The sequence below is a fragment of the Ottowia beijingensis genome (assembly GCF_013423955.1).
Lineage (GTDB): Bacteria > Pseudomonadota > Gammaproteobacteria > Burkholderiales > Burkholderiaceae_C > Ottowia > Ottowia beijingensis.
Genome location: NZ_JACCKX010000001.1, coordinates 3,656,217 through 3,679,418 on the forward strand (window position 1 = coordinate 3,656,217; position 23,202 = coordinate 3,679,418).

Below are 23,202 nucleotides of genomic sequence, written 5' to 3' on the forward strand. Positions count from 1 at the left end.
ACAGGGGGAAGGGCGCCGGCCAGGCCTGCGCATTCACCCCTGGGGTTCGATCACTTCTTCTTCGATTGCGCCGCCACCCACTTGGTGGCGAAAGCCTGCAGATCCGACAGGCGTTTGACCAGGTCGGTGCCGCTGAGCGTGAGGCTGTAGCCGTCGGAGCCGTGCGTGACCAGGTTGGCGGCGCGCAGCTCTTTCAGGCGGGTGTTCAGGGTGTTGGGGTGATGCCGCCCACGCTGTCCTGCAGCAGGCGGAAGGTCTGGGGATGGCCATCGCGCAGCGCCCACAGCACGCGGATGGCGTAGCGCGCTTCGAGCAGCGCCAGCAACTGGCCTGTGGCGGCGTTTTCTTTGGAACTCATGTCAGGCTTCTCCTCAGGTTCGCTAGGTGCGTCAGGCGGACTATATCGCAAATTGGTAGCACGCTAGCAGTTTCATAGCTCCTCAAGCCAGCAGGCCGTGGGGTTGGCGCTACAAAATTACGCACCCCTCTGGCGGGGCGGGAAAACCCTAGCCAAGGTAGAGCTTCTGCAGCAGGCGGATCAGCGTGCGGCGCTCGGCGGTGGTCAGGGCCTGGGTGGACTGCGCTTCCAGCCCGGCCACGGCCAGTTCGGCCTGCTGCATCAGGGCCCGGCCCTCGGCGGTGAGCTGCAGGCCCAGGGCGCGGCCGTCCTGCGGGTGCGGGTGGCGCACCAGCAGGCCGCGCTTTTCCAGCGTGCCGATCTTGCCCACCAGGTTGGGCGGCAGCAGGTTGAGGGCACCGCACAACTGCTTCGAAGTGATACCCGGGTTGTGAAAAATGATCGAAAGTATCGAAAAATCAACGATGCGCAGCCCGAACCTGGCCATGCCCGGCAGGATGTGGCCGATGACGGCCAGCGCTGCCATGCGCGCGTTGTAGCCGACCAGGGTTTGCAGGTAGCTGCTGTCCACCGTGTCGACGGCGGCCGGCGCGGGGTCGAGGTCGGCGCTGGGGTCGGCGGCGGTGTTCACGGGGCGGCCACGGGCAGTCGCTGGCTGATGATGGCGCAGCGCATGTCGAACTCGGGCAGCACCCAGCGGCCCAGGGCCTGGGTCGCGGCGCGCCAGCGCTGCGGCTCGGGCGCCGCGTCGGCGGCGGCCTCAAGGCGCGCGCCGGCCCAGCCGAGCAGGGCGATGGCGACGGCGCGCAGGTAGTCGTCGGCCACCCAGTAGGCCAGGGTGGCGTCGTGCGCGCAGGCGCCGGCCAGCGCGCGGGTAAGGGCCTGCAGGCGGTCGAAGCAGGCCGACACGGGGGCGGCCAGGGCGCCCGAGCCCAGGTCGGCGCAGGCGTGGTCCAGCAGCGCGCACAGGCCGGCGCCGCCGTCGGCCAGCACCTTGCGCACCAGCAGGTCGATGGCCTGGATTTCGTTGGTGCCCTCGTAGATCATGGCCACGCGCGCGTCGCGCACATGCTGCTCGATGCCCCATTCGCGCACGTAGCCGTGGCCGCCGAAGACCTGCAGGCAGTCCGATCCGCCGTGGAAGGCCTGGTGGGTGCAGGCGCTTTTCAGCACGGGTGTGGTCAGCGCGCACCAGCGCTCGGCCTGCTGGCGGCGCGCCGGGTCGGGGTGGTGTTTGGCGATGTCGAGTTCCAGCGCGGTCTGGTAGGCCAGCACGCGGCTGGCGTCGAGCCAGGCGCGCTGGGTGTTCAGCGTGCGCTGCATGGCGGGGTGTTCGATGATGAAACTGGCCCCCACGCTTGCCGCTGCGCGGCTGCGCTGCCCCCGAGGGGCGCTCGCGGCTCGGGGCGGCCCGTCGCCGCTCGGGCTGGTTTCCTTCGCCCCCGGCGCGCGCATCTGCTTGCGCTCGTGCGCGTAGGCGTCGGCCTTCTGCCAGGCGGCCGACAGCAGGCCGATGCCTTGCAGCGCCACGTGCAGGCGGGCGGCGTTCATCATCACGAACATCGCATTCAGGCCCTTGCCGGGCGCGCCGACGATCCAGCCGCGCGCGTCGTCGAAGCGCATGACGCAGGTGGGCGAGCCGTGCAGGCCCATCTTTTCCTCTATGCGCTCGCACACCACGGCACTGCGCGAGCCGTCGGCGTAGAACTTCGGCACCAGGAACAGCGACAGGCCCTTGGGCCCCGGCGGTGCGTCGGGCAGGCGGGCCAGCACCAGGTGCACGATGTTGTCGGTCAAATCGTGCTCGCCGCCGCTGATGAAGATCTTGGTGCCGTTGAGCAGATAAGTGCCGTCGGCCTGCGGCAGCGCGCGGGTGGCGCACAGGCCCAGGTCGCTGCCGGCGTGCGGCTCGGTCAGGCACATGGTGGCCAGCCATTCGCCTGTGGCGATCTTCTGCAGGTACTGGCTTTTCAGCGCCTCGCTGCCGTGGTGCTTCAGGCATTCGTAGGCGCCGTGCAGCAGGCCGGGCGCCATGGTCCAGCCGTGGTTGGCGGCGGAGAGGCTTTCGTACAGCGCCGCATCAAGCACTGCGGGCAGGCCCTGGCCGCCGTCTTCGGGCGCGGCGCTGAGCGCCGGCCAGCCGGCCTGCCAGAAGGCCTGGTAGGCGTCGCGAAAGCCGGGCGGCATGGTGACGGCGCCGCCGTGCCACTGGGCTCCGAGCTCGTCGCCCACGCGGTTGAGCGGGGCGATGCGGCCGCTGACGAGCTTGCCCATCTCATCGAGCAGCTGGCGCATCAGCGCCTCGTCGGCCTCGGCGAAGGCGGGCAGGGCGGCCAATTGCCGAGGCGCCTGCAGCACATTGAACAGGATGTGGTTCAGCGCATCGACGGGGACTTGGTAGGCGTTCATGGGCTGGTCAAATGACTGCAATGACGCCGCCGCTGCGCGGCGGGCAGGACGAAATGAAGGAGACGGGCGGGGTGGATGAGACAGATCAGGCGATAGCCATTTGGCGCAGCATGCCAATATCAAAAAGAAGCTGCTTGCGCCCGGTGGATGGGCGCTAGCGGCCTTTTTCATGGAGAGAAAAATTTAGAAGGTCCCCCCACTTTCATGACGCCAGCGCTTGTGCTTGGCGGGCCGCGCCCTGTCATGGCGGCGCAGCCGCCGTCATCCACGCCGCGCAGCGGCGAAGTCATGGCGCGCCAGCGCCGTCATCGCCGCCATCGCCGCGCGCGTCGGTTGGTTTACTTCTCCACCTTGAACTCGCCGCCGGTCACCCGCATCATCACGCCGGTGTCGTCGGTGTAGCCCCAGTGGTCCTGCGCCGTCCAGTTCAGCACGCCGTGGGCCAGGGTGGTCTTGCCAATCTTCTCGAAGGCGTCGCGCAGGGCGGCGCGGAACTCGGGCGTGCCGGGCTTGGCGGTTTTCAGCGCAATCGGCACGGCCTTTTCCATCACGATGATGGAGTCGTAGGCGTGGCCGGCGAACTGGTTGCGCGAGCCGGGGCCGTAGGCCTTCTCGTACTGCTGCACGAACTTGATCGCCTCGCCGCGGGCGGGTGCGAATCGGGCAGCTGCTCGGCCAGCACCGCCGGGCCGCTGACAACGAAGCCGCCCTCGACCGACTTGCCGCCCACGCGCATCAAATCGCGCGTGGCGGCGGCGTGGGTCTGGTAGATCTTGCCCTTGTAGCCGCGCTCGACCAGCGCCATCTGCGGCATGGCCGCGCCCGAGCCGGAGGCGACGACCAGCATCGCATCGGGGTTGGCCGACACGAGCTTGAGCACCTGGCCGGTCACGCTGGTGTCGGCGCGGGCAAAGCGCTCGACCGGGCCGAACTTGATGCCGGCCTTTTCGGCCTGCGGGCGGAAGTCGTTGAGCCAGGTCTCGCCATAGGCGTCGCTGTAGCCCAGGAAGCCGACGCTCTTGACGCCCTGCTTTTTCATGTGCTCGATGATGGCGTGGCCCATCACGGCGTTGGACTGCGGCATGCGGAACAGCCACTTGTCCTTGCCCGCGGGCACGGCCACCGGCGACCAGGCGATCTGCGGCGTGGCCGATTCCTCGGCCACCTGGGCCATGGCGGCGGCCACCGGCGTGGCCACCGAGCTCATCAGCACGTCGACCTTGTCGGCGGTGACCAGCTTCTTGGCGTGCTGCACGCCCTGGGTCGGGTCGGTGGCGTCGTCGAGCACGATCACGTTGAGCTTCTGGCCGGCGATCTCCTTGGGCCACAGCTTGGCCTGGTTGCCGGCCGGAATGCCCAGGCCCGAGGCCGGGCCGGTCATGGGCGCGATGACGCCGATGGTGATCTGCGCCATCGCGGCGCCGCTGGCGGCGATGGCGGTGGCGGCCACGATGGCCTTGAGGGTGTAGCGGGTCATGGGTCGTCTCCTTGGTGGGTGGTTTAAAAAAGTGACTGCGGATCAGGAACAGGCTTCCTTGATGAAGTCCGGGACAGGAATGGCCTGCAGGCGGCCGCCCTCGGGGTGGATGCAGAAGGCGCGCGTCTCGCGGCCTTCGCACAGCACCACGCCGTCCTTCTTGACCACGTGCTTCTGCACGAAGGTCTTGGCGGCCCAGCTTTCGATGCTGGTGTGCACGTGGATCAGGTCGCCGTAGGTGGCCGGTTTCATGAACTTGGTGTGGATCTCCAGCAGGGGCGTGCCGATGATGCCGGTGGTTTTCTTCAGCTCGCGCCAGGGCGGGATGCCACACTCGACGAAGAAGTGCAGCGAGGCCGCGTCCATCCACTTGCTGAAATTGGGAAAGAACACGATGCCGGCGGGATCGCAGTCGCCGAACATCACCTTCACGTCGTAAACGGTTTCTTTGCTCATGGGGTTGCTGGGGTTTTCACGAGGTTGTTCGATGACGGAATGACTTTGCCGCTGCGCGGCTTCAATGACGAAATGACTCGTCCGTCATCGAAGCGCAGCGAGATCGTTTCGTCATCAGCGCGGCGCCATGCGCAGCGCGCCATCCAGGCGGATCACCTCGCCGTTCAGGTGGCCGTTGCTGACGATGTGGCAGGCCAGCTCGGCGAACTCTTCCGGCTTGCCCAGGCGCGACGGGAAGGGGATCGACGCGGCCAGCGACTGCTGCACGGGCTCGGGCAGCGTGCGCATCAGCGGCGTGTTGAACAGACCGGGCGCGATGGTGCACACGCGGATGCCATGCTGGGCCAGGTCGCGCGCCATGGGCAGCGTCATGCCGACCACGCCGCCCTTCGACGCGCTGTAGGCCTGCTGGCCCACCTGGCCGTCGAACGCGGCCACGCTGGCGGTGAACACCATGGCGCCGCGCTCGCCGTCTTCCATCGGCTCCAATTTGGCGCAGGCGGCTGCGAACAGGCGCGCGGCGTTGTAGGTGCCGATCAGGTTGACGTTGACGACCTTGGCGAAGTCTTCCAGCGAGGCGGCATTGCCGTCCTTGCCGATCACGCGCTTGGCGGTGCCGATGCCGGCGATCTGCATCAGGATGCGCGCCGGGCCGTGCGCGGCGGCGGCTTCGGCGAGGGCGGCTTCCATGCTGGGGCCGCTGGTCACGTCGGCCTGCAGCGCGATGCCACCGATGTCGGCCGCCACTTTCTTGGCGTTGTCGAGGTTCACGTCGAGCACCGCCACCTTGGCGCCCAGGCGCGCCAGCTCGCGCGCCGTGGCCTCGCCCAGGCCCGAGCCACCGCCGGTGACGAGGGCTGCTTGTCCTTTGATCTGCATCTTGGTTTCTCCTGAATTAATAGCTGCCTGCGCTGGTGGGAAGGGGCTGATAGCTTGAAAGGCTTAAAAACTTCCGTACGCAGAGGGCGCAGAGGTTTCGCAGAGGGCGCAAAAGAACAGCCAAAAATTTTTCGGTTTTTTCTGCGTCCTCTGCGGAATCTTTGCGTCCTCTGCGTCCGGCTGTTGGTGGTCTTGTCAGGCGCCCGGGTTTTCGAGCAGCAGCGCGATGCCTTGGCCGCCGCCCACACAAGCTGACGAGATACCGTACTTGACGCCATCGCGCTGCATGGCGCGCGCCACCGTGATCGTCAGCCGCACGCCCGTGGCCGCCAGCGGATGGCCGAGCGCGATGGCGCCGCCGTTGACGTTGAGCTTGTCCAAATCCATGCCCAGTTCCTTGGCCACGGCCAGCGTTTGCGCGCCTTGCGCCTCGTTGACCTCGAAGCGACCAATGTCGTCGAGCTTGAGGCCGGTGCGCTCCAGCAGCAGGCGGATGGCCGGCGCGGGGCCGATGCCCATGATCTCGGGCGGTACGCCGACCGCCGCCGCGCCGATGATGCGCGCCAGCGGCTGCTTGCCATGGGCCTTGGCATACGCACCCGAGGCGACCACGGCCGCGGCGGCCGCATCCACCAGCGCCGACGAATTGCCGCCGGTCTGCACGCCGCCCTCGAACACCGGCCGCAGCTTGGCCAGCACCTCGATGGGCGAGGGCCGCGGGTGCGTGTCCTGCGCCACTTCAGTCACCTTGCCTTGCAGCTTGATGCCGCGTGGCTTGTAGCCGTCTAACTCGAACTTCTCGGTGACCACCGGCACGATCTCGCCGGCCAGGAAGCCGCTTTCCTGTGCCGCCACCGCCTTGGCGAAGGACTGGTGCGCGAACTCATCCACCTGTTCGCGCGTGATGCCGTATTTCCTGGCCAGGTTCTCGGCGGTCTGGATCATGTTGATGCCGGCGGCCGGGTCCTTCAGCGCCTCCCACATGTAGTCCTTGAAGCCCACCGGCGCACCCAGCTTGAAGCCGGTGCGGTGGTCGAAGGCGGCGATGGGGTTGCGCGTCATGCTCTCGGTGCCGACGACCAGCGCCGCCTCGCAAGCGCCGCCCTGGATGTGCTCGCCCGCCTGGCGGAACAACTCGAAGCCGGTGCCGCAGATGCGCTGCGCCATGATGGCCGGCACCGCCACTGGCACGCCGGCGTACAGGCCGATGTGGCGCGGCAGAAAGAACTGATCGAAATCGCCCGGCGCCATGTTGCCGGTGACGACCGAGCCGATGTCCGACGGCGCCACGCCGGCGCGCTTGAGTGCTTCGCGCGCCGCCTTGATCCCGAGGTCGGTGGGCGAGATGTGGCCCAGCGCGCCGCAGTAATCGACCATCGGTGTGCGCACGCCGTCGAGCATCCAGACGTCGTTGAAGGGGTGAAGAATCCTTGGGTGGCCATTGTTTGTCCTTGTCTTTCTCTTACTCCCTCTCCCGCGCGCGGGAGAGGGCAGGGGTGAGGGTGCTTTACTCCCTCCCCGCTGGGGAGGGTTGGGGTGGGGCTGACCATGCACCAGTGCGCATGGACGCCAGCCCCTCACCCCCACCTCCACCGCACGAAGCAGAGCTTCGCGGGGACCCGGGCCCTCTCCCCAGAGGGGCGAGGGAGTGAATACCGAGCAGGTCACAGGTTCACGCCCGGCTTGATGACGATGTGCCCTGGCGGCTCGTCATACAGCGCCTGCACCAGATCGTCGCGGTGTTTCAGCACGGCGCGCTGATTGATCGACCCCTTGTCGGTGACTTCACCCAGGTCGATCGACGGCGGCTCGGCCATCAGCATGAGGCGCGTGACACGGTTGGCGCTGCCGGTGGCGGTGAGCGAGAGGTCGGTGACCAGGCTCTGGAACTTCTGCAGCACGGCGTGCTGCTTCAGCACCGTTTCAAAAGGCGCATCGGGCGGCAGATCGACCAGCGAGCGCACTGCCTGCGTCGGGAACACCAGCGCGCCCACTTCGTGCCGGTTCAGCCCGGTGACGACCACGTCCTGGATGTACGGCGCGCCGCCGGCGATCACGCGCCCGCGCAGCGGACCGACGCTGACGAAGGTGCCGGTGGCCAGTTTGAAGTCTTCCGCGATGCGGCCGTCGAAGCGCAGGCCCTTGTGCTTGTCCGCCACGTCGACCCACAGCACGGCGTCGCCGGTGCAGAAGAAGCCTTCCTCGTCAAACGCCTCGGCCGTGGCCTCGGGCGCGCGCCAGTAGCCGGGCGTGATGTTGGGGCCGCGGTAGCGCAGTTCGGTCTTGCCGTCGATGGGCACCAGCTTGCATTCCATGCCCGGCGTGGGCAGGCCCAGTTCGCCGGCCTTGATGTCGGGACTGGTGGGGAACAGGCCGTAGGGGCTGGATTCGGTCATGCCGAAGCCGCAGGTCATGACGATGCGCTCGCCGACCTCGCGCTCGGCGCTCTCGAACAGCGAATCCCACACCGGCTGCGCCAGCGAGGCACCGGCGAAGAAGAACATCTTGACGCGCGAGAGGAAGTTGCGGCGCAGCGCGTCGTCCGTCTTCATGGCGTTGGCAATCGCCTCGAAGCCGGTCGGCACGTTGAAGTACATCGTGGGCGCGATCTCGCGCAGGTTGCGCAGCGTTTCGCCCACCAGCGCGGGCGTGGGCTTGCCCTCGTCGATGTAGAGCGTGCCGCCGTTGTTCAGCACCATGCCGACATTGTGGTTGCCGCCGAAGGTGTGGTTCCAGGGCAGCCAGTCGATCAGTACGGGGCGCTCCTCGGTCAGGATCGGCATCGACTGCCGCATCTGCTGCTGGTTGGCGCACCACATGCGGTGGGTGTTGATGACCGCCTTCGGCAGCTTGGTCGAGCCGCTGGTGAACAGGAACTTGACGATGGTGTCGGGCGTGGTGGCTTGCTGCGCGGCATCCACCGCGGGCGTCGGCTCGGTGGCCAGCAGCTCGGACAGCAGCGTGGCCTTTCGGCCCTTCAGGTTCGGGTGGTCGGCGTGGCGCGAGACCGCGATCTCGCAATCGGCCGGCGCAGTGGCCGCCAGCGCCGGGCCGTAGCGCTCGCCGTCCTCGGCCCAGATCAGCCCGGGCGTCAGCGTGTCGATCACGTGGCGCAGCTTGCCGTAGTCCTTGCTGATGGTGGAGTAGGCGGGCGAAGCCGGCGAGAACGGAATGCCCGCGTAGATGCAGCCCAGCGCCAGCAGCGCGTGGTCGATGCCGTTGTCGCTGAGGATGACGACGGGGCGCTCCTGCGACAGGCCGCGGTCGATGAGCGCCTGGCCGATGCGGCGTGCAGCGTCCAGCGTCTGGGCGTAGCTCACGCGGCGCCAGTCGCCCAGCTGACCGCCCGTCAGGCGCTCACGCTGGGCGACGAAGGTTTCGTCGGGGGTCGTTTTCGCCCAGTGGACCAGGCGGTCGGACATGCGCTCGCCAAAAGGCTGCAGCGGCACGTCGGCGGCCAGGTGCTGCACGCCGCCGTCTTCGCCGCGCACGTTCACCCGGGTGACGCCGAAGGTCAAGGGGCGGTACTTCGGTGGCGCTGCCGCAGCGCCGGTCGCGTTGCTCATGCTTGTCTCACTCCACTCTTTTTTGATAGCTGCTCGCGCTTGTCCATCAGGCGCTGGAGGTCAAAAAGGCTTCAAGCCTTCTTCACCTTGGTGCCGGCCTTGCCTTCAAGAAAATCGCGCACACGCTGTTTCGCTTCAGGCGCGGCCTGGGCGATGGCGCTGATCAGCGCCTCGGTCATGAAGCCGTGGTCGGCCGGCTGCTCGGCGATGCGGGGCAGGGCGTGCATCAGCGCGTAGTTGGTCAGCGGCGCGTTGGTGGCGATGCGCTCGGCCAGTTCCATGGCCTTGTCGAAGGCCTGGCCTTCGGCCACCAGGTACTGCGCAAAACCCAGGCGCTCGCCGTCCTGCGCGTTGTAGACGCGGCCCGTGAGCATCATGTCGGTCATGCGCGCCACGCCGATCAGCTTGGGGATGCGCACCGAGCCGCCGCCGCCGACGAAGATGCCGCGCGTGCCTTCGGGCAGGGCGTAGAAAGTGGTGGCGTCGGCCACGCGGATGTGCGCGGCGCTGGCCAGCTCCAGCCCGCCGCCGACCACAGCGCCGTGCAGCGCGGCGACCACCGGCACCGGGCCGTACTGCACCGCGTCCAGCGCCATGTGCCAGCTGCGCGAATGGTGCAGGCCCTCGCCGGCATCGCGCTCCTTCAGTTCCGACAGGTCGAGCCCGGCGCAGAAATGCTCGCCTTCACCGTCGATCACGGCGGCGCGCACGCTGGAAGGCAGGTTCTGGAAGGTGTCGCGCAGCGCGGCGATGAGGCCGTCCGACAGCGCGTTGCGCTTGGCGGCGCGCGTCAGACGAACGACGGCGATTTCCTTCTTCTTGCCCGCGAGTTCGAGCGAAATGTCTTGACTGGGCTTGGCCATGGGGTCTCCTTGGGCGTCATTATGGTTATCAACGATAACTAAAAACAAGCTGTCTGGCGGTCTTCCCGGGGAGGGTTTTCCCTTGATTCATCCAGACCAAGCGCGCTTGGCAAAATGCAAGCGATGTCGGCAGCGCGTGGGCGCCAGTGGTCGGCAGTTCAGGAGCCTTCATGACCCGACGCCAGTTTCTGCTTGCCAGCGCCGCTGCCGCACTCTGCCCGACCGCCGCCGTCGCTGCGACCAAATTCCCCGCCAAAGCCGTGCGCATCGTGGTGCCCAATGCGCCCGGCGGCGCGGCCGACATCACCGCCCGCGCGGTGGGCGAGCACATGGCCCGCACGCTGGGCCAGCCCGTGGTGATTGACAACCGCCCCGGCGCCGGTGGCGTGGTGGCAGGGCAGACGGTGGCCAACGCAGCGCCCGATGGTCACACGCTGCTGCTGATCTCCAGCGGCACGGCGGTCAGCGCGGCGTTGTTCAAGGCGCTGCCGTTCGACACCCTCAAGGCCTTCACGCCCGTGGCGCCGCTGGCCACCTTCGATCTGGTCATCGTCGCCAACGAGGGCGGCGACTTCCGTACGCTGGGCGATCTGCTCCAGTTCGCGCGCCAGAACCCGGGCAAGCTCAACCTGGGCACGCCCATCATCGGCACCACCCAGCACCTGGCGGCCGAGCTGTTCAAGAGCGCGGCGGGGCTGGACTTGCAGGTGGTGCCGTTCAAGGGCACGCCCGACGTGATCACCGCCATCCGCAGCGGCCAGCTGCACGCCGGGCTGGACATCCTGAGCCCGCTGCTGGCGCAGATCCAGGGCAAGGCGCTGCGGCCCCTGGCGGTGACGGGTGCCCGGCGTTCGCGCGTGCTGCCCGATGTACCCACGGCGCAGGAACTGGGCGTGAAGGGCCTGAACGCCGCATCGTGGAACGGGCTGGCCGTGCCGGCCAGGACGCCCGCGGCGGTGGTCGAGCAACTGAACAAGGCCGTGAATGCTGCGCTGGCCGATGCCGGCGTGCGCCAGAAGCTGGAGGCGCTGAACCTCGATCCGCACCCTGGCACGCCGCAGGACGCGGCCCGCATGCTGTCGGGCGACATCCGGCGCTGGAGCGAGGTGATCGACAGGGCGGGCATTGCCCGGCAATGAGTTTTCAAGCCATTTAGGGCCTGAGCGCCCGCCAGTAAAGCGCAAGCAGCTCTTTATTGATAGCAATGGCGCCGGATGCGGCGTCGGCGGCGAGCGCTCAGGTCGTGCCAGCGGCGCGTCGGGTACGCACCGCGGTGGCCGGCAGGCGCAGCATGGCGGTTTCGATGCGCGCCGCCAGCTCGATCAGGCGCGGCCGGATGCTGTGCAGCAGGTAGTCCGGCGGCAGCACGAAGCCGGGGCCGCCGCAACTGAGCGACAGCAGCGGCCGACCGCTGCCGAGCCGCAACGGCCGCGCAATGGCGTTGATGCCGGCCTGCCAGCCGCCCACCACCATCGTGACCCCATCGCGGCGGTGCTGCTGCAGCGCCTCGTCGATCTCGGACGAAAGCCGTGGCCAATCCCTGGGGCGGCGGTTCTGCAGGCTGCGCAGCACGGCGTCGCGGTCCTTGGGCTCGCAGCCGGCCAGCCAGGCGCGGCCCATCGACGTGACCGCCAGAGGCAAGCGCGAGCCGATGCGCAACTCGCGGTTGTGCAGGTCCTTGCTGCGGCAATGCACGAGGTACACCATCGACAGGCGGTCGCGCGCGCCCAGCGCCACCTCGGCCCGCGCGAAGTCGGCCAGCTCCTGCATCAAGGGGCCGGCCACGTCGTTCACGTCGAGGTTCGCCACCATGGTGCTGCTGAGCGCGAAGGTGGCCACGCCCAGGCGGTACTTGCCCAGTTCCTCGACGTGGTTCAGGTAGCCCAGCCGGGTCAGCGTATACGTCAGCCGAGACACCGTGGACTTGGGAAGCCTGCAGCGCTGCGCGATCTCCTGGTTGCCCAGCAGCCGGTCGCCGGCGCGGAAGCAGGCCAGCACCTCCATGCCGCGCGCCAGGGCGGTGACGAAGTGGCGGTCTTCCTTGGCGGGGCCGGCGGGGTTTTCGTTCATGTCGTGATGGGGTCGGGTGCACGCTTCGGTGGGCTGCCGGCACGGCGGCCGCATCTGCGGCCTGCGCAAAGCCGAGTCATCCACGTGACTTCGATGCGTTCATTTTTTCGGGGTTTACCCGATATCGTTCTGCAGTGCAGAACCACGATCCTACGGCAGAAGGGCGCTGGTTAAGCTGAATTCCCTCTCTCACGGTGACTTGTTGGAAGGAATCCGCCAGGATGCAGAACAGAACGATGGAGACCAGCGTGGCCCCGCCAGTCTGCGGCGCACCAAGCGCCAAGCGTGGCGGCGCGGCGACTTGTACATGAACAGGAGTGGCGCCTGATGGACATGTTCCTGCAGCAGGTGCTCAACGGCCTCACGCTGGGCGGCGTCTACGGGCTGGTGGCGCTGGGCCTGACGCTGGTGTACGGCATCCTGCACGTGCCCAACTTCGCCCATGGCGCGTTCTACATGGTGGGGGCGTTCGTTTCGTTCCATGCCATGACGGCCTGGGGCTTCAACTATTGGGTGGCGATGGGCGTGTCGGCACTGGCGGTGGCGGCGCTGTCGGTGCTGGCCGAGCGCATCGTGTTCCACCCGCTGCGCAACGCCTCGGGCCTGCACCCCATGGTGGCGGCCATCGGCGTGCTGCTGTTCCTCGAGGCGGCGGCGCAGGCCATCTGGGGCGCCGACTTCCAGCGCATGCAGACGCCTTACCCCGGCATCATCGACCTGGCGGGTGTCACGGCGCCGATCCAGCGGCTGATGATCATCGGCGCGGCCTTTGCGCTGATGGTGGTGCTGCACCTGTTCCTGACGCGCACGGTGATGGGCTCGACCATCATCGCCATGGCGCAGAACCGCGACGGCGCCTCGCTGGTGGGCATCGACGCCAACCGCGTGGCCATGCTCACCTTCGCCATCTCGGGCGCGCTGGCGGCCATCGCGGCCACGCTGTACGCGCCCATCAACCTGGTGTTTCCGGCCATGGGGCACCTGGTGATCACCAAGGCCTTCGTCATCATCATCCTGGGTGGCATGGGCAGCGTGCCGGGTGCCATCGTGGGCGGGCTGATCATCGGCTTTGCCGAGAGCTTCGGCGCGTTCTACATCTCGACCGACTACAAGGACATCATCGCCTTCGTGCTGCTGGTGGTGATCCTGTCGGTGCGCCCGCAGGGCCTGTTCGCCAAGGAGCACGCTGATGGCCTGGCTTGAAAAATGGGGCTGGTGGCTGCTGATCGCCGCTGGCCTGGCGTTTCCGCTGCTGGCCAGCAACGACTACCTGCTGACGGTGATGGGCAAGGCCTTCATCTTCGCCATCGCCACGCTGGGGCTGAACCTGATCACGGGCTACACCGGGCAGTTCAACCTGGCGCACGCCGGCTTCATGGCCGTGGGTGCCTACACGGTGGGCATCCTGACCGTCGACCACCAGGTGCCGTACTGGATCGCCTTCGCGCTGGCCGGCGTCGTCACCACGGTGCTGGGCTATTTCATCGGCATCCTGTCGCTGCGGCTGCGCGGGCACTACTTCTCGATCTTCACGCTGTGCGTGGGCTACATCATGTTCCTGGTGATCGAGAAGTGGGAGGGCCTGACGCACGGCACCGTCGGCATCATGGGCATCCCCGCACCGTCGCTGGGCTTCATCACCTTCGACTCGCCGCTGTCGCTGTACTACCTGGCGCTGCTGTTTCTGGTGGTGGGCGTGTGGGCCATGCGTCGCATCGTCGGCTCGCTGCTGGGCCGCACCTTCATGGCGGTGCGCAACAGTGAAGAGTTGGCCGAGGCGCTGGGCACCAACCTGATGCGCACCAAGACGCTGTCCTTCATGCTGTCGGTGTTCTACGCCGGTATCGCCGGTGCGCTGTACGCGGGCTACGTGCGTTTCATCGGCCCCGACATCGCGGCGGTGGAGCACACCTTCGACATGACCATGTTCATGATCGTCGGCGGCCTGGGCACGGTGCTGGGCCCGCTGCTGGGCGCGCTGGGCATGCCGTGGCTGACGCAGTACCTGCAGTTCCTGCAGGAATACCGCTTCCTGGTGTTCGGGCCGCTGCTGGTGTTTCTGGTCATCTTCGTGCCGCACGGCATCGTGGGCACCTACCTGGGCTGGCGCGCGCGCCAGGCCGCGCAGAAGTCGGAGGCGCGCCGTGCTCAAGATTGAACACCTGACCAAGCGCTTCGGCGGGCTGCTGGCGGTCAACGACGTCAGCACCACCATCGAGACGGGCAAGATCAACGCCATCATCGGCCCCAACGGCGCCGGCAAGACCACCTTCTTCAACCTGATCGCCGGCGTGCACAAGCCCACCTCGGGCACCATCACGCTGCAGGGTGACGACGTGACCTCGCTGCGGCCCGACCAGGTGGCGCAGCTGGGCGTGGCACGCACCTTCCAGACCACGTCGCTGTTCGACATGGCCACGGTGCTCGACAACCTGATCGTCGGCCACCGCCTGCGCACCAGGTCGGGCCTGCTGGACGTGCTGCGCGGCTCCAGCCTGCTGCGCGAGGAAGAGCGCATCTGCCGCGAGAAGGCGCGCGACGCGCTCAACTTCGTCGGCGGCTCGCACCTGGAAAACCGCATGGCCGGTGACATCTCTCAGGAAGAGCGCAAGCGCGTCGCCTTTGCGCTGGCGCTGGCCACCAACCCGCGCCTGCTGCTGCTCGACGAGCCGGCCGGTGGCGTAAACCCCGACGAGACCCAAGGCCTGGCCGAGCTGATCCGCAAGATCGTCAAGAGCGGCATCACCGTGTGCCTGATCGAGCACAAGATGAACATGATCATGAGCCTGGCCGACAAGATCATGGTGCTGAGCTACGGCGAGAAGATCGCCGAGGGCACGCCGGCCGAAATCCGCGCCAACCCCGTCGTCATCGACGCCTACCTGGGGAGCGACCATGCTGACGCTTGAGAACGTATCGCTCAACTATGGCAGCTTCAAGGCGCTCGACGGCGTCACGCTGCACGCGAAGCAGGGTGAACTGGTGGTGCTGCTGGGCGCCAACGGCGCGGGCAAGAGCTCGATCTTCCTCACCATCAGCGGCATCCACCGCGCCGCCGGCGGCAGCATCCAGTACGACGGGCAGCAGCTGATCGGCCGCAAGCCCTCGGCCATCGTGCAGGCGGGCGTGGTGCAGTGCCCCGAGGGGCGCAAGCTGTTCCCCATGATGTCGGTGCAGAAGAACCTGATGCTGGGGGCCTACGTGCACCGCCGCGATGGCGAGGGCAACCGCCAGCGGCTGGAGGACGTCTACCAGCTGTTCCCCATCCTGCGCGAGAAGAAGGACGACCCGGCCGGTTCGCTCTCGGGCGGGCAGCAGCAGATGGTGGCCATCGGCCGCGCGCTGATGGGCCGCCCCAAGATGCTGCTGCTCGATGAACCCTCGCTCGGCCTGGCGCCGCTGGTGATCAAGCAGACCTTCGAGGTCATCCAGCGCATCAACCAGGCCGGCACCACCGTGCTGCTGGCGGAACAAAACGCCTTCGCCGCGCTCAAAATTGCCCACCGCGCCTATGTGCTGGAGAACGGCCGCATCGTCATGGAAGGCGATCCCGAGAGCCTGTTGCACAACGACGAGGTGCGTCGTGCCTACATCGGCGCGTAGCCTTTTCGCAGCGTTGACCCGAGTTTTTCACCTGAACTGACCCAAGGAGACACCCATGAAGTTCAAGACCACGATCCGCCTGTGCGCCGGCCTGCTGACCGCAGGCGCCCTCGGTGCCGCCCCGGCGCTGGCGCAGGAGGTCGTCAAGATCGGCTACACCGGCCCGCTGAGCGGCGGCGCCGCGCAGTACGGCAAGAACGTGCTCAGCGGCATGGAGATGGCCGTCAAGGAAGTGAATGACGCCGGCGGCTTCGACGTGGCCGGCAAGAAGTACAAGCTGGAGCTGGTGGCGCTGGACGACAAGTACAACCCCAGCGAAGCCGCCACCAACACCCAGCGCCTGGTGCAGCAGCACAAGACGCCGGCGGTGCTGACACCGCACTCGGGCGGCATCTTCGCCATGCAGGCCATCAACGAGCAGCTCAAGGTGCTGGTGCTGGGCTATTCCAGCGTGCCGCAGATCACCGCGCGCGGCAACAAGCTGACGCTGCGCATCCCGCCCGAGTACACGGTCTACATCAAGCCGTTCATCGAGCAGACCATGGCCAAGTTCGGCAAGAACGTGGCCATCGCCAGCGCGGACCACGACTACGGCAAGGCCTGGGTGGCCGCGTTCAAGCCGGCCTGGGAAGCCGCTGGCGGCAAGGTGGTGGCCGAGAACCTGATGTCCTACAACCGCGCCACCGACTTCTACAGCGGCGTCAGCCGCGTGCTGGCGGCCAAGCCGGACCTGATGTTCATCGGCGGCGCCTCCGAGCCCACCGGCCTGGTCATCAAGCAGGCGCGCGAACTGGGCTTCAAGGGCGGCTTCATGATCATCGACCAGGCCAAGATCGACGAGATTGCCAAGATCACCGGCGGCCTGGGCCCGCTCGAAGGCGCGGTGGGCGTGCTGCCAGTCGTGGACGATCAGAAGCCCGCCGCCAAGGACTTCGTGGCCCGTTACCGCAAGTTCGCCAATGGCCGTGACCCCGGCACCGAGGCCATGTTCAACTACACCGCCGTGCATGTGACCGTGGACGCCATGAAGCTGGCCGGCACCACCACCGACGCCATGGCCATCCGCGCGAACCTGGACAAGGCTTTCAAGGCCATGCCGCCCAGCACCAACCCGTTCGGCTTCACCGGCGTGGATGACAAGGGTGGCACCACCGCCAACGGCCGCATCGCCGTGGTGGAAGGCGGTAAAGTCAAGGAAATTGCGATCAAGTAAACCCAGCCATTGATGGCCAGCGCGGCGCAGGCACCACGCCAGGCCGCCAGCTGCAGGAGGTCCCGGCTGTGCCGAGGACCTCCTGTTTTTTGGAGCGACCGAAAAATGAGTGAGATGGTCCACCTGGGCTTCATCGGCTACGGTGAAGTCGGCAAGATATTCAGCGCCGGTCTGCGCGCCCAGCCCGGCGTGGCGCAGGTGGGCGCGTGGGACCTGAAGTTCGACCGGGCAGACACGCGCGAGGCCGAGCGCCGCCACGCCGCGCAGGCCGGCGTGCAGGCGCACGATTCATCGTCCAGCCTGTGTGCGGCGAGCGATGTGCTCGTTTCCGCCGTCACCGCCTCCAGCACGCTGGCGGTGGCCGAAGAGGCCGCACGCCATGTTCGCCCCGGCACCTGGTTTCTCGACCTCAATTCCGCCTCGCCCGGCACCAAGCAGCAGTGTGCCGCGCTCATCGAGGGTGCCGGGGCGCATTACATCGAAGCGGGCGTGATGACCTCGGTGCCGCCCTACGGCATCCGGGTGCCCATGCTGCTGGGCGGTGCCCGCGCGGGCGCGCTGGCCGAGCGGCTGAGCGCCTGGGGCATGGATGTGAAGGTGGTGAGCGCGCAGCTGGGCGTGGCCAGCGCCATCAAGATGTGCCGCAGCGTGATGATCAAGGGGCTGGAGGCGCTGGTGATCGAGAGTTATGCGGCCGCCCGCGCCTACGGCGTCGAGGACCATGTGCTGCCCACCTTGCAGGAAACGTTTCCGGGCATCGACTGGACCCAGCAGGGCGCCTATTTCTTCAGCCGCGTGGTGCAGCACGGCCAGCGCCGCGCCGAGGAGATGCGCGAATCCGCCCGCACGGTGCAGGAGGCCGGCTTCGAGCCCCTCATGACCCGGGCCATCGCCGACAAGCAGCAGTGGGTGGCCGACCAGGCACGGGCTGGCGTGTTCAAGGAATTGCCAGCGGGCGCTGCGTGGCAGGCCTTTGCCGATGCCTTGATCGCGGCGCGCAAGGGCTGAGCGTCCCCATCGACGCACGGAGCGGCGGGCGAGCAAGGCATCGGCGCTGAGGTCGCACGCTGTTGAATAATCCACGCGCGGTGCGCGGCGTGCGACCCGGGGCGCGTCAGTTGCTCGCGTCGGGGCAGATCGATGACGCGCACGCCGGCCCTGTTGCTTGCCCATGCTCGACATTCTTTCCATCACCGGCCCCATCTACATCACCATCGCGCTGGGCTGGCTGGCCAAGCGGGCCGGCCTGTTCGACCGCGGCGACATGCGGGTGCTGGGCAAGTTCGTGCTGTACGTGGCGCTGCCGGCGCTGCTGTTCGATGCCGTGGCCAAGCGGCGTCTGGACGAGATTCTGGAGTGGCGCTACATGGCCGTGTTCGCGCTGGGCGCGCTGGCCACCATGGCGGTCGGCCTGTGGTGGATGCGCCGCGTGGCGCGCCAGCCCGCCGTGCTGAGCGTGGTGCAGACCATGGGCATGTGCTGCCCCAACTCGGGCTTTGTCGGCTACCCCATCAACCTGCTGCTGCTGGGCCCGGTGGCGGGCTTGATCCTGGGCATGAACATGCTGGTGGAGAACCTGCTGCTGATCCCGCTGCTGCTGGCGCTGATGGACGCAGCCAGCGGCGCGGGGCACTGGCGTGCGGTGGTGCGCGGTGCCGCGGCGGGGCTGCTGCGCAACCCGATGGTGCTGGGCCTGTCGGCTGGGCTGCTGGTGTCGCTGCTGGGCCTGCCCCTGCCGGCGGTGGCCGACCGCACGGTGGGCCTGTTCGCGCAGGCCAGCGCGGCGGTGTCGCTGTTCGTCATCGGCGGCTCGCTGGCGGGGCTGCGGATCAAGGGGCTGGGCGCGCAGGTGGCGCAGATCGCCGCGGGCAAGCTGCTCGTGCACCCGCTGCTCACGGTGGGTGCGCTGCTGGCTCTGGAGGCACTGGGCATGCCGCCAATGGATGCCGCCCTGCGCACCGGCGTGGTGCTGGCTGCGGCGTGCCCGATGTTCGGCATCTACCCCATTCTGGCGCAGAAGCACGGCCACGACGGGCTGGCCGCCGCGGCCCTGCTGGGCACCACGGTGGCCTCGTTCTTCACCATCAGCGCCGCGTTGTGGCTGCTGACGGGTTCATGAGTGAAAAGTGCCTGCAGCGCTTTTGTGGCGGGCGCAGGCAGCTATCAAATCAGAAGCGAATGCCGGTCGGGTTGGTGGTGGTGCGCTGGGGCGCCACGCTGGGGCCGGCGGGCGCTGGCGCAGGCTCGGCCGGCTCGGCGGCCTGGGCGGCGGGCGCAGCCGCCGCCGCTGTGCGCGCCACCAGCGGCGTGGCGGCGGGGCGGCGGTAGCTGGCGGGCAGTTGCGAGGCCTTGGGGTAACCGGCCGCGTCGAGGTACTGGCTCCACTCGCTGTCCGAAAAGCCCTTGAGCTGCTGGCCGCCGATGGTCAGCAGCGGCAGGCTGTTGTTGCCGGCCAGGCGCTGCAGGGCGGCGATGTCGTCGTTGGTCTCCACCGTCTTCTCGGTGAAGGGCACGCCGCGGTTGCTCAGCAGGTTGCGGCCGCTGTTGCAGGGTGCGCAGGTGGACGAGGTGTACAGCGTGACCGGGTAGCGCTGCACGGTCTGGTTGAGCTGGTAGGGCAGTGCGCCACCACCGCCCGACGCCGCCGCGCCGCCACTGGACACCGCCGGTGCGGCCTGCGTGGGCGGCTTGTCGGAGAAGGTGACCCGGCCATCCGGCCCCACCACGCGGTAGACCTGCGCCTGCGCCACGCCGGCCAGCAGCAGGGCGCCGGCGGCAGCGGCGAGCAATCGGGCGGAAGGGCGGTGGGGCACGGGCAACTCCTTGGTGCGGTGGTGGATGTGTGTCGGGATCAGGCCATGCCCTGATGGCGCAGCAGCGCGTCCATCGTGGGCTCGCGGCCGCGGAAGGCCTTGAACGATTCCATGGCCGGGCGGCTGCCGCCGGCTTCCAGAATCTCGCGGCGGTATTTTCGCCCCGTTTCCACGCTGGGCAAGCCATCGGGTGTGACGCTTTCCTCGAAAGCGGCGTAGGCGTCGGCGCTCAGCACCTCGGCCCACTTGTAGCTGTAGTAGCCCGCCGCGTAGCCGCCGGCGAAGATGTGGCTGAAGGTCTGCGCGGTGCGCGCAAAGGGCGCCGGTTGGATCACGGCGACCTCGGCGCGCACTTCATCGAGCAGCGGCTGGAAGTCATCCGCCGGGTCGTGCTCGGTGTGCAGCAGCATGTCGAACAGGGCGAACTCGATCTGCCGCACGGTCTGCATGCCGGCCTGGAAGTTCCTGGCGGCCAGCATCTTGTCGAACAGGGCGCGGGGCAGCGGCTCGCCCGTATCCACGTGCGCCGTCATGTGCTTGAGCACGTCCCATTCCCAGCAGAAGTTCTCCATGAACTGGCTGGGCAGTTCCACCGCGTCCCACTCCACACCGCTGATGCCCGAGACATCGCGTTCGTTCACCTGCGTCAGCATGTGGTGCAGGCCGTGGCCGAATTCGTGGAACAGGGTGATCACGTCGTCGTGCGTCAGCAGGGGCGGCTTGCCATCCACGCCCTCGGCGAAGTTGCACACCAGTTGCGCCACGGGCGTCTGCAACTGCGCGTTGTCGGGCCGCAGCCAGCGGGCGCGCACGTCGTCCATCCAGGCGCCGCCGCGCTTGCCGGCGCGCGCGCCGGGGTCGAGGTAGAACTGGCCGAGCAGTTTTCCGTCGCGCTCGATGCGGTAGAACTCGACCGAGGGATGCCACACGGGCGCGCTGTCGCGGCGGATGACGACCTCGAACAGCGTCTCGACGATCTTGAACAGGCCTGCCAGCACCTTGGGCGCCTGGAAGTACTGCTTCAGCTCCTGCTCGCTGAAGGCGTAGCGCGCTTCCTTGAGCTTCTCGCCGATGTAGGCCCAGTCCCAGGGCTGCGGGTCGGCCAGTTGCAGTTCCTTGGCGGCGAAGTCGCGCAGATCCTGCACGTCGCGCTCGGCGTAGGGCCTGGCCTTGGCGGCCAGCTGGCGCAGGAAGTCGATGACTTCGGTGGGCGAGTCGGCCATCTTGGGCACCACCGACACCTCGCCGAAGTTGGCGTAGCCCAGCAGCTGCGCCTCTTCGCGGCGCAGCGCCAGAATCTCGCGGATCAGCGGCGCGTTGTCGTACTTCACGCCGTCGCCCTCGGCCTGGTCGGAGGCGCGCGTGACGTAGGCACGGTACAGGCGCTGGCGCAACGCGCGGTCGTGCGCGAACTGCATCACGGGCAGGTAGCTGGGCAGCTTGAGGGTGAGCTTGTAGCCCTTCATGCCATCGGTTTCAGCCGCAGCGCGGGCGGCAGCCTTCACGTCGGGCGGCACGCCGTCCACCTCGTCCTCGGTGGCGTAGTACGCATAGGCGTCGGTGGCGTCGAGTGCGTTCTCGCTGAACTTCTGGCCCAGCTCGGCCTGGCGCTCCTGGATGGCGGCGTAGCGCGCCTTGGCCTCGCCCTGCAATTCGGCGCCGCCCAGCACGAAGCCGCGCAGCGCGTTCTTGTGCGCCTGGCGCTGCTCTGGCGTCAGCGCGTCGGGGTTCATGGCCTTGTACTTGGCGTACAGGCGCTCGTCGCTGCCCAGACGGGTCCAGAACTCGGTGATGGCGGGCAGGGCGGCGTTGTAGGCGGCGCGCAGCTCGGGCGTGTCCATCACGGCGTTGAGGTGGCTGACGGCGCCCCAGGCGCGGCCCAGGCGTTCGGTCGCCACGTCCAGCGTGCGCGCCAGCGTGGCCCAGTCGGCGGGCAGCTCGGGCGCCACGGCGGCCTCCAGGCCGGCTTCGGCACCGCCCAGCAAGTCGTCGATGGCCGGGGCCACGTGCTCGGGGCGAATCTGGTCGAACAGGGAAGGTCGGAGAAGTCGAGGAGGGGATTGGCCATGGCGCGTCAGTTGGGGACGGAGGTGAGAATGTCAAGCATAAAGGTATAAAAATGATAGCTGCTTGCGCTTGTGGGACGTGCGCTGAAGCCCAATTTCGCCTGTCAATCTTCGGTCGCTGAAACAGCCGGACGCAGAGGACGCAAAGGATTCGCAGAGGACGCAAAAGTAAAACCTGATCTTTTTGAATTCTTCTGCGTCCTCTGCGAAATCTCTGCGTCCTCTGCGTCCGGTATCTGGTTTCGGTACGCGGCAGCCCACGCGCCGGCCGCCTCAGCGCCGCGCCCGCACATCCACCCCGACGAACACCGAGCGCCCGGCCGCCGGCTCGAAGAAGCGGCCGTTGCCCTCGTTGACGATGACCGAACCCGCGTAACGGCGGTTGCCGAGGTTGTCGATGCGCACGAACGCAACGCCTAGCGGTCTTGTCTGCAGCGTTGGGGAACGTTCGGTTTAGGCTTGTACCGGACACTGGCGACGACCCCTCGCGGAGTAAGAGGGGGAAGACGCGAAGCGTCTCAGGGGTGTTTCGCTTCAAGCGCTGGCGCGCTCGGCCGCCTCGATGGTGTTGACCAGCAGCATGGCGCGTGTCATGGGGCCGACACCGCCGGGCACCGGGGTGATCCAGCTGGCCACATCCTTCACGCCGGCAAAGTCCACGTCGCCGCACAGCTTGCCGGCGTCGTCGCGGTTCATGCCGACGTCAATGACCACCGCACCGGGCTTGACCATGTCGGCCGTCAGCACGTTGCGCTTGCCCACGGCGGCGACCACGATGTCGGCCTGCCGTGTCTGCGCCGCCAGGTCGGGCGTGCCGCTGTGGCACACGGTGACGGTGGCGTTGGCTTGCAGCAGCATCAGCGCCATGGGCTTGCCGACGATGTTGCTGCGGCCGATGACCACGGCGTGCTTGCCCTTCAGGTCGGTCATGCCGATGGATTCGAGCATCTTCATGCAACCGTAGGGCGTGCAGGGGCGAAAGCCGGGCTGGCCCACCATCAGCGCGCCGGCGCTGGCCACGTGAAAGCCGTCCACGTCCTTCTCGGGCGCGATGGCTTCGATGACGCCGTGGCTGTTCATGTGCCGGGGCAGCGGCAGCTGCACCAGGATGCCGTGCACCGCCGGGTCGGCGTTGAGCTGGGCGATGCGCGCCAGCAGGTCGGCCTCGGTCATGTCGGTCGGGTAGCGCTCCAGCGTGGCGCCCAGGCCCGTCTGCTCGCTGTCGGCCACCTTGTTGCGCGTGTAGACCTGGCTGGCCGGGTCTTCGCCGACCAGGATCACGGTGAGGTGCGGCTGCACGCCGCGAGCCTTGAGCGCCTGCACGCGGTGCGCCACGTCGGCGCGGACTTGGGCGGCCAGGGCGTTGCCGTCGATCAGCTGGGCAGTCATGATTCGGATTTACAAGAAAAATGGCTGCAACGCCCGTCCA

Annotated in this window: 21 protein-coding genes and 2 pseudogenes; 8 read left to right on the plus strand and 15 right to left on the minus strand. The window is 67.9% G+C overall.

Translation table 11 applies throughout. The annotated features are described in order from the left end of the window. Positions 1 to 50: 50 nt before the first annotated feature. The 10 genes and pseudogenes from H0I39_RS18060 to H0I39_RS18100 form a co-directional block, all read right to left on the minus strand. Positions 51 to 358 (minus strand): annotated as a pseudogene (locus H0I39_RS18060) (winged helix-turn-helix transcriptional regulator). Positions 359 to 506: 148 nt separating this feature from the next. Next, positions 507 to 989 (minus strand): MarR family winged helix-turn-helix transcriptional regulator, encoded by a 483-nt coding sequence (locus H0I39_RS18065; protein ID WP_308645889.1) that lies wholly within the window; start codon positions 987 to 989, stop codon positions 507 to 509. Next, entirely contained in the window at positions 986 to 2,767 is a 1,782-nt protein-coding gene (locus H0I39_RS18070; RefSeq protein WP_180551398.1) for an acyl-CoA dehydrogenase family protein, read from the minus strand. Before H0I39_RS18070 ends, H0I39_RS18065 begins: the two co-directional genes overlap by 4 nt. A gap of 338 nt (positions 2,768 to 3,105) precedes the next feature. Then, the gene (locus H0I39_RS23515) at positions 3,106 to 3,393 is read right to left on the minus strand and encodes a type 1 periplasmic-binding domain-containing protein (protein WP_307776840.1); all 288 of its coding nucleotides are present in this window, start codon (positions 3,391 to 3,393) and stop codon (positions 3,106 to 3,108) included. Continuing rightward, positions 3,315 to 4,244: an ABC transporter substrate-binding protein gene (locus H0I39_RS18075; protein WP_307776841.1), complete on the minus strand. Its 930-nt coding sequence runs from the start codon at positions 4,242 to 4,244 to the stop codon at positions 3,315 to 3,317. Before H0I39_RS18075 ends, H0I39_RS23515 begins: the two co-directional genes overlap by 79 nt. 42 nt (positions 4,245 to 4,286) lie before the next feature. After that, the gene (locus tag H0I39_RS18080) at positions 4,287 to 4,700 is read right to left on the minus strand and encodes an acyl-CoA thioesterase (protein ID WP_180551399.1); all 414 of its coding nucleotides are present in this window, start codon (positions 4,698 to 4,700) and stop codon (positions 4,287 to 4,289) included. A gap of 114 nt (positions 4,701 to 4,814) precedes the next feature. Further along, positions 4,815 to 5,579: an SDR family NAD(P)-dependent oxidoreductase gene (locus tag H0I39_RS18085; protein ID WP_180551400.1), complete on the minus strand. Its 765-nt coding sequence runs from the start codon at positions 5,577 to 5,579 to the stop codon at positions 4,815 to 4,817. A gap of 195 nt (positions 5,580 to 5,774) precedes the next feature. Then, positions 5,775 to 6,980, minus strand: coding sequence for a thiolase family protein (locus H0I39_RS18090; RefSeq protein WP_180551401.1), 1,206 nt, complete (start codon positions 6,978 to 6,980; stop codon positions 5,775 to 5,777). Between the two features lie 263 nt (positions 6,981 to 7,243). Continuing rightward, positions 7,244 to 9,145 (minus strand): feruloyl-CoA synthase, encoded by a 1,902-nt coding sequence (locus H0I39_RS18095; protein WP_180551402.1) that lies wholly within the window; start codon positions 9,143 to 9,145, stop codon positions 7,244 to 7,246. 71 nt (positions 9,146 to 9,216) lie between these two features. Then, complete coding sequence (locus H0I39_RS18100; RefSeq protein ID WP_180551403.1) at positions 9,217 to 10,008, minus strand: crotonase/enoyl-CoA hydratase family protein; 792 nt, start codon at positions 10,006 to 10,008, stop codon at positions 9,217 to 9,219. Positions 10,009 to 10,178: 170 nt separating this feature from the next. Here H0I39_RS18100 and H0I39_RS18105 point away from each other — a divergent pair, with 170 nt between their 5' ends. After that, positions 10,179 to 11,147, plus strand: coding sequence for a Bug family tripartite tricarboxylate transporter substrate binding protein (locus H0I39_RS18105; RefSeq protein WP_180551404.1), 969 nt, complete (start codon positions 10,179 to 10,181; stop codon positions 11,145 to 11,147). Between the two features lie 97 nt (positions 11,148 to 11,244). Here the strand turns inward: H0I39_RS18105 and H0I39_RS18110 are convergent, their stop codons facing one another. After that, on the minus strand, positions 11,245 to 12,078 hold the full coding sequence (locus tag H0I39_RS18110) for an IclR family transcriptional regulator (RefSeq protein ID WP_180551405.1): 834 nt from the start codon (positions 12,076 to 12,078) through the stop codon (positions 11,245 to 11,247). A 327-nt stretch (positions 12,079 to 12,405) separates the two neighbouring features. Between H0I39_RS18110 and H0I39_RS18115 the strand changes: the two genes are divergently transcribed. The 7 genes from H0I39_RS18115 (at position 12,406) to H0I39_RS18145 (ending at position 19,013) form a co-directional block, all read left to right on the plus strand. Continuing rightward, the gene (locus H0I39_RS18115; RefSeq protein ID WP_180551406.1) at positions 12,406 to 13,281 is read left to right on the plus strand and encodes a branched-chain amino acid ABC transporter permease; all 876 of its coding nucleotides are present in this window, start codon (positions 12,406 to 12,408) and stop codon (positions 13,279 to 13,281) included. Next, a complete protein-coding gene (locus tag H0I39_RS18120) occupies positions 13,268 to 14,236 on the plus strand; it encodes a branched-chain amino acid ABC transporter permease (RefSeq protein ID WP_180551407.1) in 969 nt (322 codons plus the stop codon). The genes H0I39_RS18115 and H0I39_RS18120 overlap by 14 nt, the downstream gene beginning before the upstream one ends. Further along, positions 14,223 to 14,987, plus strand: coding sequence for an ABC transporter ATP-binding protein (locus H0I39_RS18125; protein ID WP_180551408.1), 765 nt, complete (start codon positions 14,223 to 14,225; stop codon positions 14,985 to 14,987). The genes H0I39_RS18120 and H0I39_RS18125 overlap by 14 nt, the downstream gene beginning before the upstream one ends. After that, positions 14,974 to 15,681: an ABC transporter ATP-binding protein gene (locus tag H0I39_RS18130; protein ID WP_180551409.1), complete on the plus strand. Its 708-nt coding sequence runs from the start codon at positions 14,974 to 14,976 to the stop codon at positions 15,679 to 15,681. Before H0I39_RS18125 ends, H0I39_RS18130 begins: the two co-directional genes overlap by 14 nt. Before the next feature lie 55 nt (positions 15,682 to 15,736). Further along, positions 15,737 to 16,894, plus strand: a complete 1,158-nt coding sequence (locus H0I39_RS18135) for an ABC transporter substrate-binding protein (protein WP_180551410.1) — start codon at positions 15,737 to 15,739, stop codon at positions 16,892 to 16,894. A gap of 105 nt (positions 16,895 to 16,999) precedes the next feature. Then, positions 17,000 to 17,902, plus strand: a complete 903-nt coding sequence (locus H0I39_RS18140) for a DUF1932 domain-containing protein (RefSeq protein ID WP_180551411.1) — start codon at positions 17,000 to 17,002, stop codon at positions 17,900 to 17,902. 163 nt (positions 17,903 to 18,065) lie between these two features. Then, a complete protein-coding gene (locus tag H0I39_RS18145) occupies positions 18,066 to 19,013 on the plus strand; it encodes an AEC family transporter (RefSeq protein ID WP_180551412.1) in 948 nt (315 codons plus the stop codon). Between the two features lie 49 nt (positions 19,014 to 19,062). Here H0I39_RS18145 and H0I39_RS18150 read toward each other — a convergent pair whose 3' ends face one another. The 4 genes and pseudogenes from H0I39_RS18150 to folD all read right to left on the minus strand — a co-directional run bounded on the left by H0I39_RS18150 (position 19,063) and on the right by folD (position 23,162). After that, the gene (locus H0I39_RS18150; RefSeq protein ID WP_180551413.1) at positions 19,063 to 19,707 is read right to left on the minus strand and encodes a DUF4124 domain-containing protein; all 645 of its coding nucleotides are present in this window, start codon (positions 19,705 to 19,707) and stop codon (positions 19,063 to 19,065) included. A gap of 38 nt (positions 19,708 to 19,745) precedes the next feature. Beyond that, positions 19,746 to 21,775, minus strand: a pseudogene (locus H0I39_RS18155) (M3 family metallopeptidase). Positions 21,776 to 22,046: 271 nt separating this feature from the next. Next, on the minus strand, positions 22,047 to 22,178 hold the full coding sequence (locus H0I39_RS22735; protein WP_257645876.1) for a hypothetical protein: 132 nt from the start codon (positions 22,176 to 22,178) through the stop codon (positions 22,047 to 22,049). Between the two features lie 129 nt (positions 22,179 to 22,307). Beyond that, entirely contained in the window at positions 22,308 to 23,162 is an 855-nt protein-coding gene (gene folD, locus H0I39_RS18160) for a bifunctional methylenetetrahydrofolate dehydrogenase/methenyltetrahydrofolate cyclohydrolase FolD (RefSeq protein ID WP_180551414.1), read from the minus strand. Positions 23,163 to 23,202 lie beyond the last annotated feature (40 nt).

Bases quoted from the DNA above. Each gene is read 5' to 3' on its own strand.
- H0I39_RS18140 (WP_180551411.1), top strand. From the start codon at position 17,000: ATGAGTGAGATGGTCCACCTGGGCTTCATCGGCTACGGTGAAGTCGGC.
- H0I39_RS18095 (WP_180551402.1), bottom strand. From the start codon at position 9,145: ATGAGCAACGCGACCGGCGCTGCGGCAGCGCCACCGAAGTACCGCCCC.
- H0I39_RS18135 (WP_180551410.1), top strand. From the start codon at position 15,737: ATGAAGTTCAAGACCACGATCCGCCTGTGCGCCGGCCTGCTGACCGCA.
- H0I39_RS18105 (WP_180551404.1), top strand. From the start codon at position 10,179: ATGACCCGACGCCAGTTTCTGCTTGCCAGCGCCGCTGCCGCACTCTGC.
- H0I39_RS18130 (WP_180551409.1), top strand. From the start codon at position 14,974: ATGCTGACGCTTGAGAACGTATCGCTCAACTATGGCAGCTTCAAGGCG.
- H0I39_RS18070 (WP_180551398.1), bottom strand. From the start codon at position 2,767: ATGAACGCCTACCAAGTCCCCGTCGATGCGCTGAACCACATCCTGTTC.
- H0I39_RS18120 (WP_180551407.1), top strand. From the start codon at position 13,268: ATGGCCTGGCTTGAAAAATGGGGCTGGTGGCTGCTGATCGCCGCTGGC.
- H0I39_RS18075 (WP_307776841.1), bottom strand. From the start codon at position 4,244: ATGACCCGCTACACCCTCAAGGCCATCGTGGCCGCCACCGCCATCGCC.
- H0I39_RS18090 (WP_180551401.1), bottom strand. From the start codon at position 6,980: ATGCTCGACGGCGTGCGCACACCGATGGTCGATTACTGCGGCGCGCTG.
- H0I39_RS18100 (WP_180551403.1), bottom strand. From the start codon at position 10,008: ATGGCCAAGCCCAGTCAAGACATTTCGCTCGAACTCGCGGGCAAGAAG.
- H0I39_RS18110 (WP_180551405.1), bottom strand. From the start codon at position 12,078: ATGAACGAAAACCCCGCCGGCCCCGCCAAGGAAGACCGCCACTTCGTC.
- H0I39_RS18085 (WP_180551400.1), bottom strand. From the start codon at position 5,579: ATGCAGATCAAAGGACAAGCAGCCCTCGTCACCGGCGGTGGCTCGGGC.
- H0I39_RS18080 (WP_180551399.1), bottom strand. From the start codon at position 4,700: ATGAGCAAAGAAACCGTTTACGACGTGAAGGTGATGTTCGGCGACTGC.
- H0I39_RS18115 (WP_180551406.1), top strand. From the start codon at position 12,406: ATGGACATGTTCCTGCAGCAGGTGCTCAACGGCCTCACGCTGGGCGGC.
- folD (WP_180551414.1), bottom strand. From the start codon at position 23,162: ATGACTGCCCAGCTGATCGACGGCAACGCCCTGGCCGCCCAAGTCCGC.
- H0I39_RS18145 (WP_180551412.1), top strand. From the start codon at position 18,066: ATGCTCGACATTCTTTCCATCACCGGCCCCATCTACATCACCATCGCG.